Origin of the sequence: Streptomyces lacrimifluminis, assembly GCF_014646095.1 — a bacterium.
Lineage (GTDB): Bacteria > Actinomycetota > Actinomycetes > Streptomycetales > Streptomycetaceae > Streptomyces > Streptomyces lacrimifluminis.
Genome location: NZ_BMMU01000030.1, coordinates 54,587 through 67,400, shown reverse-complemented (window position 1 = coordinate 67,400; position 12,814 = coordinate 54,587). Strand labels below are relative to the sequence as shown.

The following is a 12,814-nucleotide window of genomic DNA, read 5'->3' as shown; positions in this document are numbered from 1 at the left end:
TTCCGTCACCTGCCGGGGGTCGTGGAGGGGAGGGTGGGCGTAGGGGTGGGAGTGACTGACGGTGCCTGCCCCGGGGACGCCGACGCGGAGGGGGCCGGCGTAGATGTCGCCTCGGGCGTCGGAGTGGGCGAGGCGGTGGGCGAGGGCGAGGCATTGGGCGTGGGCGCCGGCTCCGGGACGTTCGTCCCGGGCGGGACGACCGCCGGGATCCGCAGCGCCGCCGGCTCCGCGGCCCCCGGGACACCCCTGACGGTGCCGTCGGGGTCGAGGAAGGCCGGGTCGCCGCCGGGCACCATGCCGAGTTCCCTGGCCCGGCGCTGGAGGGCGTCGGGCGCGGCATAGGCGTCCACGTCCCGCTGGAGCGCCTGTTCCTCGTCGGTGAGGCTCTTGGTGTCCTTCTGCAGGTCGTCGAGGCGGAACCCGCCTTCGCTGAGCGCGGAGTTCAGCACCAGGAGCGCGATGAGACCGCCGCCCAGCAGGAAGACGACGAGCAGGACAAAGGGGGTACGGGCGGCCTGACCCGGCCCCGTGGGGAAGAGCCGGGCGAGCCGGGCGGCGCGCCCCTTCAGTTCGGGATTCCTACTCACCCGCGGTTCCCTCCGTACGCCTCACTCGGCGTCCTCCCTGATGCGCTGGGCCCCGCGCAGTCGTGCCGGGGCGGCTCGCCGGTTCTCGGCGATCTCTTCCTCGGTGGGAAGTTCGGCACCACGGGTGAGCAGCTTGAGCCTGGGCTGGTAACGCTCGGGCACGACCGGCAGGCCGGGAGGCGCGGTGTTGGCGGCACCGGCCGCGAACACCTGTTTGACCAGCCGGTCTTCGAGCGAGTGGTACGACAGGACGGCGATCCGGCCGCCGACGGCGAGCGCCTTCACCGCGGCCGGGATCGCCCGTTCCAGGACGGCCAGTTCACCGTTGACCTCGATGCGCAGCGCCTGGAAGGTGCGCTTGGCGGGGTTGCCGCCGGTGCGCTTGGCGGCCTGCGGCAAGGAGTCGCGGATCAGTTCGACGAGCCGTGCGCTGTTGCCGAACGGCTCCTTGTCGCGCTCACGCACGACCGCGGAGACGATCCGCTTGGCCTGCTTCTCCTCGCCGTACGCCCTGAGGATCCGGACGAGCTCGCCCGGCGGGTAGGTGTTGAGGACCTCGGCGGCGCTGATTCCGGTCGTCTGGTCCATGCGCATGTCGAGCGGCGCGTCCTGGGCGTAGGCGAACCCCCGGTCGGCCTCGTCGAGTTGCATGGAGGAGACACCGAGGTCGAAGAGGACACCGTCGACCTTCGACAGGCCGAGCCGGTCGAGTACGTCGGGCAGTTCGTCGTACACGGCGTGCACCAGGTCGGCCCGCTCACCGAAGGGGGCGAGCCGCTCCCCGGAGAGGCGCAGTGCCTCCTTGTCGCGGTCGAGGGCGACCAGCCGGACCTCGGGGAAACGGACGAGCAGCGCCTCGCTGTGGCCGCCGAGCCCGAGCGTGCAGTCGACGACGACCGCTCCGGGCCGCTCCAGTGCGGGGGCCAACAGGTCCAGGCACCGCTGGAGCATCACCGGGACATGTCGACTGTTGCTCAAGGGGCCCTCTCAGGTCCGGCACGGTGCCTTACGCACCGCCGGGTCCCCGCCCGCTCGGAGAAGGGGAGGCCTGCCGGCGCCCGAAGCGTCAGCCGACCGGGAGCGGGAGGAGGCCGAGCCGTACGTACGCGCCGCGCACGCGGGGGATCAATCAATCCAGCAGGGAGTCTCGGCTCCCGCTTCGCGTCACTTTAGTCCACGGTGTCGTGCGGTCAATCAACCGGCCCGCGCGCGGTGCGCCCTGCCCCGGCAAGCCGCGAATCGCCCACAATCACTCGTACGGGCACACTCGCACCACCCGTGTGGGTTACCTCACAACAACGCTCATTGATGTTCTTTGTCCCCTCTCACAGCGGGCCCGCGACGGGGGTGACCAGTACCGTCATGCTTATGACGACTTCCGCATCAGTTCCCACCGGACCCGAAGGCGCCGTAGCCACCGACGACACCGTCATCGACCGTCTCGTCGAGGCCAACGGACAGTACGCGGCCGCCTTCACCGACCCGGGGATGGACGCCCGCCCCGTACTGCAGGTGGCGATCGTGGCCTGCATGGACGCCCGTCTCGACCTGCACGCCGCGCTCGGTCTCGAGCTCGGCGACTGCCACACCATCCGCAACGCGGGCGGTGCCGTCACCGACGACGTGATCCGCTCCCTGACCATCAGCCAGCGGGCGCTCGGCACGCGCAGCGTCATCCTCATCCACCACACCGGCTGCGGCCTGGAGTCCCTCACGGAGGACTTCCGGCAGGAGCTGGAGGCCGAGGTCGGCCAGCGCCCCGCCTGGGCCGTGGAGGCCTTCCGGGACGTCGACCAGGACGTACGCCAGTCGATGCAGCGGGTGCGCACCAACCCGTTCCTGCTGCACACCGGTGACGTCCGCGGCTTCGTCTTCGACGTGAAGTCGGGCCTGCTGCGAGAGATCGACCCCGCGTAACCGAACCGGACTGCCCATCCGTACGTATGTCTCTACGAAATTTACCCTTCACTTCAGGGCCGAAAAGGCCTGAAAATCAGACATACCCCTGCCAGTTATCCACAGGCGAGTGACACGAACCGGTAACGGCAACAAGAATGCGGGTGTGACGTCACGCGGGGCTTTCCCCGCGTGGTGTCCGTGTTTCGGGGTGGGCCGGTCCGCATCGCAGAGCGTCGGCCCGGAGAAAGAACGGGCCTAGGAGGGCCGTGTGACGACCTATGACGATCGAGCTAGCCTCACTGATCTGACCGCCACCGCGGAGCGAGTCCGCAGTTCGGTGGAGGGAGTGATCGAGGGCAAGCCTGAGGTCGTACGGCTTTCGCTGACCGTGCTGCTCGCCGAAGGGCATCTTCTGATCGAGGATGTCCCTGGCGTCGGCAAGACCATGCTGGCGAAGACGCTGGCCAAGTCCATCGACTGTTCCGTGCGGCGCATTCAGTTCACGCCGGACCTGCTGCCCTCGGACATCACGGGTGTGTCCATCTGGGACCAGCAGCGCCGCGACTTCGAGTTCAAACCGGGGGCGATCTTCGCGCAGATCGTGATCGGCGACGAGATCAACCGCGCGTCGCCCAAGACCCAGTCCGCGCTCCTGGAGTCCATGGAGGAGCGCCAGGTCACCATCGACGGGCAGACCTACGAACTGCCCAGCCCCTTCATGGTGGTGGCCACCCAGAACCCGGTGGAGATGGAGGGCACCTACCCGCTCCCCGAGGCACAGCGCGACCGCTTCATGGCCCGCGTCTCCATCGGCTACCCGAGTCCGGAGGCCGAGCTGCAGATGCTGGACGTGCACGGTGGCGTCTCGCCGCTGGACGACCTCCAGCCGGTGGCCCACGCGCACGACATCGTGAAGCTCGTCGAGGCCGTCCGCAACGTGCACGTCGCGGACTCGGTCCGGCGGTACGCGGTGGACCTGGTCGGCGCCACGCGTACGCACCCCGACCTCAGACTCGGTGCCTCGCCGCGCGCCACGCTGCATCTGCTGCGCGCCGCGAAGGCGTCCGCCGCCCTGAGCGGCCGGGAGTACGCGCTGCCGGACGACATCCAGGCCCTCGCCGTGGCCGTCCTGTCCCACCGCCTGCTGCCCACCGCCCAGGCCCAGCTGAACCGGCGTACCTCCGAGCAGGTCGTCCAGGAGATCCTCCAGCGCACCCCGGTGCCCGCGGCGCCCCAGCAGCAGAGCGGCTTCGGCATGGGCCGCTCCGCGCCCGACTTCGGCCAGCAGCCGCCCCGGAGGCTTGGATGAGCGCAGGGGCGCCGGGACACCCGGAGGACGACCCGGACGACAAGGGTGACAAGGGCGGGGTGCGCACGGCGCTGGCCGGTCTCACCACCCGTGGGCGCTCCTTCCTGGCCGCCGGGGTCGCCGCCGCCATCTGCGCGTACGTCCTGGGGCAGAGCGATCTGCTCCGGGTCGGCCTGCTGCTCTCCGTGCTGCCGCTGGTCTGCGCGACCGTCCTGTACCGCACGCGCTACCGGGTGGCCGGCAGCCGCCGGCTCTCCCCCGCGCGTGTGCCCGCCGCCGCCGAGGCCCGCGTCCATCTCCGGATGGACAACGTCTCGCGGCTGCCCACGGGCCTGCTGATGCTCCAGGACCGGGTGCCGTACGTGCTCGGACCGCGCCCCCGGTTCGTCCTGGACCGGGTGGAGGCGGGCGGGCGCCGCGAGGTGTCCTACCGCGTCCGCTCCGACCTGCGGGGCCGTTATCCGCTGGGCCCGCTCCAGCTGCGGCTGACCGACCCGTTCGGCATGTGCGAACTGACCCGCTCCTTCTCGACGTACGACACCCTGACGGTGATCCCGCGCGTGGACGCGTTGCCGCCGGTGCGGCTGACCGGTGAGGCGAGGGGGTACGGCGAGGGACGGAACCGCTCGCTTGCGCTGGCCGGCGAGGACGACGTGATCCCGCGCGGGTACCGCTACGGCGACGACCTGCGCCGCGTGCACTGGCGCTCCACCGCCCGCTACGGCGAGCTGATGGTGCGCCGGGAGGAGCAGCCGCAGCGGGCCCGCTGCACGGTGCTCCTCGACACCCGGGGCATCGCCTACCTGGGCGCGGGCCCGGACTCGGCCTTCGAGTGGGCGGTGTCGGGCGCCGCGTCCGTCCTGGTCCACATGCTCGAACGGGGCTTCTCCGTACGGCTGCTGACGGACACGGGCAACTCCGTGCCCGGCGAGGGCGCCGAGGGTTTCGCGGGCGCCAGCCAGGGGTCGGCGGACGCGGCCGGACTGATGATGGACACGCTCGCGGTGATCGACCACTCGGACGGTACGGACATCTCCCGTGCCTACGACGTGCTGCGCGCCGGCGGTGAGGGGCTCCTGATGGCGTTCTTCGGCGACCTCGACGAGGAGCAGGCCACGGTGGCCGCCAAGATGCGGCAGCGCAGCGGTGGGGCGGTCGCCTTCGTGCTGGACAGTGAGACTTGGGTGCGGGAACCCCACGATGTGCCGGGTCCCGAGGACCCGGGCGAGGAGTCGCTGCGCATGCTGCGCGAGGCGGGCTGGACGGCGGTGCGGGTACCCAGAGGGGCCGCGCTGAGCGAGCTGTGGCGTCAGGCGGACCGGGAACGTTCCGGTCTCGGTGCCCTCAGCGGCGGGGAGGGACGGTCATGAGCGGGCGCGCACGACTGGCGCTGTGCGCCTGGGTGGCCACGATCCTGACGGCGTGCGCTCTGCTGCCGCTGGTCGAGGACGTGAGCTGGCTGCTCCAGGCGGCCATTCTGCTGGGCATACAGACGATCGTCGGCGCGGGCGCCCGGCGGGTGCCGCTGGCCTGGCCGCTGACGGTGGCGGCACAGCTCCTCGTCACGCTCGTCCTGCTGACCCTGGTCTTCGCCCGGGAGCAGGCGTTCTTCGGCCTGATTCCCGGCCCCGACGCCTTCCAGCAGTTCGGCACCCTGCTGCAGAACGGCGCGGACGACGTCGGGCGGTACGCGACCCCGGCGCCGCTGTCCGACGGCATACGGCTGATGCTGGTCGGCGGTGCCCTGCTGATCGGGCTCGCGGTGGACACCCTCGCGGTGACGTTCCGCAGCGCGGCTCCGGCCGGTCTGCCGTTGCTCGCGCTGTACTCGGTCGCCGCCGGGCTGGCCGACGGCAGCGGTGGCTGGGTGTGGTTCCTGCTGGCCGCGGCTGGTTATCTGATGCTGCTCCTGGCCGAGGGCCGGGACCGGCTCTCCCAGTGGGGCCGGGTCTTCGGCGGCGGGCCACGCGCCCCGGGCGACCAGTCGAGCGGCGGCGCGATCGCCCCCGTCCGCACGGGACGGCGGATCGGCGCGGTCGCGCTGGGCGTGGCTCTGGTGGTGCCGCTGGCGCTGCCCTCGCTCGACGGCGGGTTGCTGAGCGCCGCGGGCGGCGGTGTGGGGTCGGGCAGCGGGGGCGGCGGCACGATCTCCGCCGTGAACCCGCTGGTGTCGCTGCGTGACAGCCTGAACGTGGACGAGGACCGCCAGGTCATGTCCGTGCGCAACAGCAGCGAGGACACCCAGGACCTGTATCTGCGGATCGTCTCGCTCGACTCCTTCGACGGCACCGCGTGGAAGCCGGCCCAGCGGCAGATCCAGGACGTGCCGGACACGTTCCCGACACCGCTCGGTCTGAGGGCGGACGTGCGGCGCTCCGAGATCACGACCACCATCGCGGCGGCGAACTGGTACGCCCAGGACTGGCTGCCGATGCCGTACCCCGCGACCGGTGTGAAGATCGACGGCAACTGGCGGTTCGAGCCGGTGGGCCGCACCCTCGTCGGTGACCACGGCCAGAACACGCGCGGCGTGCGCTACACGGTGACGAGCCTGGACGTGCAGCCGACCGCGCAGCAGCTCGCCGAGGCTCCGGAGCCGGACCCGGCGCTGGTGCGCGAGTTCACGCAGGTCCCGGAGTCGCTGCCGGCGATCGTCGCACGCACCGCGCGCGAGGTCACCGCCGGTTCGGCCGACGCCTACGAGCAGGCGGTCAAGCTCCAGGACTGGTTCGCGGTGAGCGGCGGCTTCCGGTACGACACACGGGTGCAGGTCGGCAGCGGCTCCAACGCGATCGCACGGTTCCTGAGGGACAAGGAGGGCTTCTGCGTCCACTTCTCCTTCGCGATGGCCTCGATGGCCCGCACGCTGGGCATTCCGGCCCGGGTCGCGGTGGGCTTCGCGCCGGGCACCCCGCAGCCGGACGGCACGGTCTCGGTGGGGCTGCGCGACGCGCACGCCTGGCCGGAACTGTACTTCGAGGGCGTCGGCTGGACGCGTTTCGAGCCGACCCCGACCCGTGGTTCCGTGCCCGAGTACACGCAGTCCCAGGCTCCGGGCAGCGACATCCCGAACCCCGACGTGCCGTCCCAGGACGCCTCCGTGGCGCCCTCCGACTCCGCCTCGGCGAGCGAGACCTGCACGGCGGCGCAGCGGCGGCTGGACGGTGGGTGCGCGACCGAGTCCGCGCAGGCCGCGCTGGGCGAGGACGACGACAGCGGCTGGTGGTCGGCGGCGCTGGGCTGGACGCTGGCGGCGCTCGCCCTGCTGGCGCTTCTGCTGCTGCCGATGCTGTGGCGGTTGCGGATCCGGGCCGTACGGCTCGGGGCGCACGGCCGCGGTGACGCCGACGCGACAGTCCACGCGCTGTCGGCCTGGCAGGAACTGGCCGATACCGCCTGGGACTTCGGCATCGGTCCGGAGGAGTCCCAGACGCCCCGCAAGGCGGCTGCCCGGATCGTGCGCCTCGGCCGCCTCGATCCGGCGGCGGCGGACGCCGTCCACCGGGTGGCGGACGCCGTGGAGCAGGTCCTGTACGCGCCCAGCCCTCGTCCGACGGTGGGGCTCGCGGAGGACGTGCGCCGGGTGACCGAGGCCCTGCGCGCCACGGTGGGCCGGGGCACGAAGCTGCACGCGATGTTCGCCCCGCGTTCGACCGTCCGTGTGATGTGGGCGCTGTCGGCGAGCTGGGCGGCGCTCAGCGCACGCGCTCTGGCGGCCAGGCCGGTCCTGCGCAAGCCGTGGGGCCAGCACGGCTGACGGCCCGACAGCCGGACATGCCGGTGGCCCGGAACCCTTGGGGGTTCCGGGCCACCGGCATGTCACGTCTTGCGGTCACACCATGGGGAACTGCGGCCCACCGGGCTACTGGCCACCCTGCTGCTCGTCGCGGCGGCGCTGCCAGCGCTCTTCGATGCGATCCATCATCGAGCGCCGCTGCCGACCCTGTCGGTCGGCGTGCGGAGCTCCGGGAGCGGCACCCGCAGCGGGCTGTTCACCCGGTTTGGGAGCCTTGCGCCAACCTGTCACGGCCAATACCGCACAGCCCAGCATGACGAGGAATCCCACCACGCTGACCCAAATCTGCTGTGCGACCATTCCGGCCATGAGGAGCGCGATACCTACGAGGAAGCCCGCGACCGCCTGGTAGACCCGTCGCCGGGTGTACGTGCGCAGCCCGCTTCCCTCAAGCGCTGTCGCGAACTTGGGATCTTCGGCGTACAGCGCTCGCTCCATCTGCTCGAGCATTCGCTGCTCGTGCTCCGAGAGCGGCACGGAGTCCTCCTCATCGTGCAGTCGCCGGGGCGACCGGGGGTCCCCTTCAGGATAGGCAGGGAATCGCCCCCGTGAAACCCGCCCCTCTACGCCAATTGGCAACCGGAATCCGCCATGGCCGTCCCGGCTCACTGAGGCGTTCATTCCCCAGCAACCGGCCCGTCATGCAGAGCGGTCTCCCTCGATCATACGGCTCCGGGCCGCCGATCGGGGGGCCTGTGGCGTACTCCATCTGCGGCCGAGCCGCTGATCAGCGGTGCGCCCCTGGAGGTGACTCAGACCTCGACGGCACCCGGGGTCTCGCCGAGCACATGGAGCTGGGTGGCCACGGAGTGGAACGCGGCCTGCTCGGCCGCCGCGGCCTCCAGCTTGAGCAGCGCGTCCAGGGCGCCCGGCTCGGTGTCCACGAGGACGCCGGGCACCAGGTCGGCGAAGATCCGCACGCCGTGCACGGCGCCCACACGCAGGCCCGCACCCTCGACGAGCGCGGTGAGCTGTTCGGCGGTGAACCGGTGGGGAACGGGGTCACTCTCGCCCCAGCGGCCATTCGGGTCGTCGAGCGCCCGCTTGGCCTCCTTGAAGTGCCCGGCGAGGGCCCGCGCGAGCACGGCGCCGCCGAGTCCGGCGGCGAGCAGGCTGAGGACGCCCTCGGAGCGCAGGGCGGCCACCACGTTGCGGACACCCTCGGCGGGGTCGTCCACGTACTCCAGGACGCCGTGGCAGAGCACCGCGTCGTAGCCGCCTCGCTCGACCACGTCGAAGAGGCCGTGCGCGTCGCCCTGGACGCCCCGGACGCGGTCGGCGACGCCGGCCTCGGCGGCCCGGCGCTCCAGCGCGAACAGCGCGTTGGGGCTCGGGTCGACGACGGTGACGCGGTGGCCGAGGCGGGCGACGGGCACCGCGAAGTTGCCGCTGCCGCCGCCGGTGTCGAGAACGTCCAGCGCTTCACGCCCCGTGGCTTTGACGCGGCGCTCCAGGGCGTCCGAGACGACTTCCCAGACCACTGCGGTACGGAGGGAGGAGCGGGGACGCGTGGGGTCCGGCACGGCAGGTGACTCCTCGGCGCGGCACCGCCTCTTGCGCGGCGGAGCGAACGGGGTGCCTTCCCGGCCCGGTGGGCTGCGGAAAGGCGCGACTTCCCCACCTTATTGCCTTCCGTGAGAGGGCCGGTCATCCGTCTCAGCCCGCGTCCGGAGGCGGGTCCGGGTCCTGGCGTGGCTGGGGAAGCACCGGCTGGAGGACGAGCATCCGTTCGACGAGGCGCAGGAACATCGCCACGTCGCGTATCAGGTCGTCGGCGTCGCGGCTGGTTGCCGCGCCCTGGATGCCGGCCTCGGCGCGGGCTCGGCGGCGGGCACCGGAGGCGAACAGCACGCTCCACTCGGCGAGTTCGGGCGCTATCTCGGGAAGCACCTCCCAGGCACTGCGGATGCGCGCCCGACGCCGAGGGGTGGGTTCGGGGCGGCCCCGGGCGGCGAGCACGGCGGCTGCGGTGCGCAGGGCGGCGAGGTGGGCGGTGGCGTACCGCTCGTTCGCGGTCTCCAGGACGGCCGCCTCGTCGAGTCCGGCGCGGGCCTGGGCGAGCAGGTCGAGGGCTGCGGGCGGGGCCGTGGCCCGGCGGAGCACGGGGTGCACGTCTCCCGCCGGGCCGGTCGGTGAGGGGGCAGGGCCGGGGGCGCGGCGCCGACGGGCGGCGGCTGCGTTCGAGCTGGCCATGACGAACCTCCTGTCGTCTGTGTGACGGCACGCCCCGACGGGAGGTGCCGTATGTGCCCATCGTGCGGTATGCCACTGACAATCCGTTCTGACCTGCTCTTTTGCTTCGATCGAAGGTTCGGGTTAGTTTTTGCACTGACCAGTCAGTGCAAAAAATGCCGAGGGGGCGGGAACTGTGGACGGTCCGCACGGGCTCGGGGTGACCACCCGGGCCTTCGGGCTCAAGGGGCCTCGCGGCTGGGCATTCCGTGAGGTGTCCTTCGACGCGGAGCCCGGCTCGCTGATCGCGGTGGAGGGGCCGTCCGGTTCCGGACGCACCTGCCTGCTGCTCGCGCTCACCGGCCGGATGAGGGCCGCCGAGGGGTCGGCCACGGTCGGCGAGTGGAGCCTGCCCAAGCAGTCGGCGGCGGTGCGTCGCGTGAGCGCGCTCGCGCACGTGCCCGGCGTCACCGACCTCGACCCCGCCCTGACCGTCGGGGAGCACCTGCGGGAACGGGCGCTGCTGGAGCGCCGGTTCGGCGGTTCCCTGCGCGGGCTGCTCCGGCCACGGTCGGAGCGGGCGGCCGAGACGGAGCGGCGCGTCGACGCCGCGCTGACGGCCGCCGGTCTCGACCGCGACGCGCTGCCGAAGGGCTCCCGGACCGCCGTACGCGATCTGGAGCGGCTGGAGGCGCTGCGGCTGTCCGTGGCGCTGGCCCTGATCGGCGGGCCGCGGCTGCTGGGGGTGGACGACGCCGACCTGAAGCTGTCGGACGCCGAACGGGCCGAGGTGTGGACGCTGTTGCGGTCCCTCGCCGAGGCCGGGACGACCGTCGTGGCGGTGTGCGGCGAGGCGCCCGAAGGGGCCGTCCCCGTGTCGACGTCGCCGTGCGCGGAGGAGACGGACGAGCAGACGGACGAGAAGACGTACGAGGAAGAGCCTCACGAGAAGGAGACGGTGGATGCGCTCCCCGAAACTGGCCGCGCTTGAGCTCAGGCGTTTCGGCCGGGGCAGGCTCCCGCGGGCCGCGCTGGTCTCGCTCCTGCTGCTGCCGCTGCTGTACGGCGCCCTGTACCTGTGGTCCTTCTGGGACCCGTACGGCAGGCTCGACCGCATCCCCGTGGCGCTGGTGAACGACGACAGGGGGGCGAGCGTCGCGGGGAGGAAGCTCGCCGCCGGGGCGGACATCGTCAAGGGGCTGCACGACAGTGACACCTTCGAGTGGCACGAGGTGACCGCAGCCGAGGCCCGGGAGGGCGTCGAGGACGGCACGTACTACCTGTCCCTGACCATGCCGGCCGACTTCAGCGAGCGGATCGCCTCCAGCTCGGGCGACTCCCCGGAGACGGGCGCGCTCCAGGTGCGGACGAACGACGCCAACAACTACATCGTCGGCCAGATCTCCCGGACGGTGTTCGGCGAGGTGCGGACGGCCGCCTCCACCAAGGCGTCGCGGTCCTTCCTTGACCGGATCTTCGTCTCGTTCTCCGACATCCACGGCCGGACCGTGAAGGCCGCCAAGGGCGCCGACACCCTCACGGGCGGCATCGGCAAGGCCGAGCGGGGCTCCAAGGATCTCGCCGAGGGGCTGAAGGACGCCAAGGCGGGCAGCGGCAAGCTGGTCCGGGGGCTGAGGAAGCTCGACACGGGCGCGGGCGATCTGGCGGACGGTTCGCGGCAGGTCGCGACGGGCACGCAGACGCTCGCCGACCGGGTCCACGGCGTCTCGGACCGGCTGGGGCCCTTCCTCAAGGACAACGAGAAGACCATCGGGGACTCCGCCCGGCTCGTCGCCGACTCGGCCGGTACGGTCCGGCGCAACCTCGGCACCCTCGTGAAGGCCGCCCCGGCCGCCGCCAAGGGCGCCCACACGGCCTCCGACACGCTGAACGGGGTCTACCGGGCGCGCTGCGAGACCGCCGTACTGCCCGACGCCGCCTGCGCGGACCTGAGGAAGGCCAGGGACGCGGCGGCGGACGTGGCGACGGTCGCCGACGACGTCAACACGCTGATCGCCGACCAGAACGGCGATCTGGACCGCCTCGACCGGAACCTCGCCACCCTCCAGAAGCAGGCCCAGGCGCTCGCCGACCGCGCGCCGCGCCTCTCCGAGGACCTCGACGACGCCGTCCGGAAGGTCGACAAGCTCAACGCGGGGGCCGCCCAGGTCGCCGCGGGAGCGCGGAAGCTGCACACCGGGCTCGCCACCGCCAGGACCGGCGCGACCACCCTGGACACGGGCGTCGGCGACCTCAAGACGGGTGCGGACGACCTCTCCGGAGGCATGTTCAGGCTCGCCGACGACTCCGGGAAACTCGCCGGCGGGCTGCACGACGGCGCCGGGCAGATCCCCGACTACGACCGGCAGGACCGCGACGCGCGCACCGAGGTCATGTCCGACCCGGTCCAGCTCGCCTCCAGGGACCTGCACAAGGCGCCCAACTACGGCACCGGATTCGCCCCGTACTTCATCCCGCTGTCCCTGTGGGTGGGCGCGATGGTCGCCTACATGCTGATCCCACCGCTCAACCGGCGGGCACTCGCCGCGGGCGCCCCGGCGTGGCGCATCGCACTGGCGGGCTGGCTCCCGGTGGCCGCCCTGGGTGTGCTCCAGACCGTGGCCCTGATGTCCGTACTGCACTGGGCGATCGGCCTGGAGATGGTCCGGGCGGCCGGGACGGTGGGCTTCCTGTTCCTGGTCACGGCCTGCTTCGCGGCGATCGTCCAGTGGCTGAACGCACGCTTCGGAGCGGCGGGCCGGATTCTCGTACTCGCCCTCCTGATGCTCCAGTTGACGTCCGCGGGCGGCACCTATCCCGTACAGACCAGTCCCGGCTTCTTCAACGCGATCCACCCCTTCATGCCGATGAGTTACGTCGTCGAGGCCCTGCGCAGGCTCATCACGGGCGGTGGGCTCGGGCCGGTGTGGCAGGCGTGTGCCGTGCTGGCGGCGTTCACGGCCGGCGCCCTGGCGCTGACCGCCCTGTCGGCCCGCCGCAGGCAGGTGTGGACCCTGGACCGGCTGCACCCGGAGTTGAGCCTGTGACGTC

General features: G+C 72.1%; 11 protein-coding genes. 6 read left to right on the top strand and 5 right to left on the bottom strand.

Annotated elements, in window-relative coordinates; genetic code table 11:
- Positions 1-5: 5 nt before the first annotated feature.
- Both ftsL and rsmH read right to left on the bottom strand, forming a co-directional pair.
- Positions 6-587 (bottom strand): cell division protein FtsL, encoded by a 582-nt coding sequence (ftsL, locus tag IEY89_RS32590; protein ID WP_189151129.1) that lies wholly within the window; start codon positions 585-587, stop codon positions 6-8.
- Positions 588-608: 21 nt separating this feature from the next.
- A complete protein-coding gene (gene rsmH / locus IEY89_RS32585) occupies positions 609-1,565 on the bottom strand; it encodes a 16S rRNA (cytosine(1402)-N(4))-methyltransferase RsmH (protein WP_189151128.1) in 957 nt (318 codons plus the stop codon).
- Between the two features lie 390 nt (positions 1,566-1,955).
- Here rsmH and IEY89_RS32580 point away from each other — a divergent pair, with 390 nt between their 5' ends.
- The 4 genes from IEY89_RS32580 to IEY89_RS32565 all read left to right on the top strand — a co-directional run bounded on the left by IEY89_RS32580 (position 1,956) and on the right by IEY89_RS32565 (position 7,552).
- Positions 1,956-2,504 (top strand): beta-class carbonic anhydrase, encoded by a 549-nt coding sequence (locus IEY89_RS32580; RefSeq protein WP_189151127.1) that lies wholly within the window; start codon positions 1,956-1,958, stop codon positions 2,502-2,504.
- Between the two features lie 250 nt (positions 2,505-2,754).
- Positions 2,755-3,795: an AAA family ATPase gene (locus IEY89_RS32575; protein ID WP_189151126.1), complete on the top strand. Its 1,041-nt coding sequence runs from the start codon at positions 2,755-2,757 to the stop codon at positions 3,793-3,795.
- On the top strand, positions 3,792-5,165 hold the full coding sequence (locus IEY89_RS32570; RefSeq protein WP_189151125.1) for a DUF58 domain-containing protein: 1,374 nt from the start codon (positions 3,792-3,794) through the stop codon (positions 5,163-5,165). The genes IEY89_RS32575 and IEY89_RS32570 overlap by 4 nt, the downstream gene beginning before the upstream one ends.
- Positions 5,162-7,552 (top strand): transglutaminase TgpA family protein, encoded by a 2,391-nt coding sequence (locus IEY89_RS32565; protein ID WP_189151124.1) that lies wholly within the window; start codon positions 5,162-5,164, stop codon positions 7,550-7,552. The genes IEY89_RS32570 and IEY89_RS32565 overlap by 4 nt, the downstream gene beginning before the upstream one ends.
- A gap of 105 nt (positions 7,553-7,657) precedes the next feature.
- Here the strand turns inward: IEY89_RS32565 and IEY89_RS32560 are convergent, their stop codons facing one another.
- The 3 genes from IEY89_RS32560 to IEY89_RS32550 all read right to left on the bottom strand — a co-directional run bounded on the left by IEY89_RS32560 (position 7,658) and on the right by IEY89_RS32550 (position 9,784).
- Positions 7,658-8,068, bottom strand: a complete 411-nt coding sequence (locus tag IEY89_RS32560) for an SCO2097 family morphological protein (RefSeq protein WP_189151123.1) — start codon at positions 8,066-8,068, stop codon at positions 7,658-7,660.
- Positions 8,069-8,343: 275 nt separating this feature from the next.
- Entirely contained in the window at positions 8,344-9,114 is a 771-nt protein-coding gene (locus tag IEY89_RS32555) for a methyltransferase (protein WP_189151122.1), read from the bottom strand.
- A gap of 133 nt (positions 9,115-9,247) precedes the next feature.
- On the bottom strand, positions 9,248-9,784 hold the full coding sequence (locus tag IEY89_RS32550) for an SAV_6107 family HEPN domain-containing protein (RefSeq protein WP_189151121.1): 537 nt from the start codon (positions 9,782-9,784) through the stop codon (positions 9,248-9,250).
- A 175-nt stretch (positions 9,785-9,959) separates the two neighbouring features.
- Between IEY89_RS32550 and IEY89_RS32545 the strand changes: the two genes are divergently transcribed.
- Both IEY89_RS32545 and IEY89_RS32540 read left to right on the top strand, forming a co-directional pair.
- On the top strand, positions 9,960-10,754 hold the full coding sequence (locus tag IEY89_RS32545) for an ATP-binding cassette domain-containing protein (protein ID WP_189151120.1): 795 nt from the start codon (positions 9,960-9,962) through the stop codon (positions 10,752-10,754).
- Complete coding sequence (locus IEY89_RS32540; RefSeq protein ID WP_189151119.1) at positions 10,726-12,810, top strand: YhgE/Pip family protein; 2,085 nt, start codon at positions 10,726-10,728, stop codon at positions 12,808-12,810. Before IEY89_RS32545 ends, IEY89_RS32540 begins: the two co-directional genes overlap by 29 nt.
- The last annotated feature ends 4 nt before the right edge of the window (positions 12,811-12,814 follow it).

Excerpts from the sequence above, each read along its gene's own strand:
- IEY89_RS32580 (WP_189151127.1), top strand. The coding sequence starts at position 1,956 with ATGACGACTTCCGCATCAGTTCCCACCGGACCCGAAGGCGCCGTAGCC.
- IEY89_RS32570 (WP_189151125.1), top strand. The coding sequence starts at position 3,792 with ATGAGCGCAGGGGCGCCGGGACACCCGGAGGACGACCCGGACGACAAG.
- IEY89_RS32565 (WP_189151124.1), top strand. The coding sequence starts at position 5,162 with ATGAGCGGGCGCGCACGACTGGCGCTGTGCGCCTGGGTGGCCACGATC.
- IEY89_RS32550 (WP_189151121.1), bottom strand. The coding sequence starts at position 9,784 with ATGGCCAGCTCGAACGCAGCCGCCGCCCGTCGGCGCCGCGCCCCCGGC.
- IEY89_RS32540 (WP_189151119.1), top strand. The coding sequence starts at position 10,726 with ATGCGCTCCCCGAAACTGGCCGCGCTTGAGCTCAGGCGTTTCGGCCGG.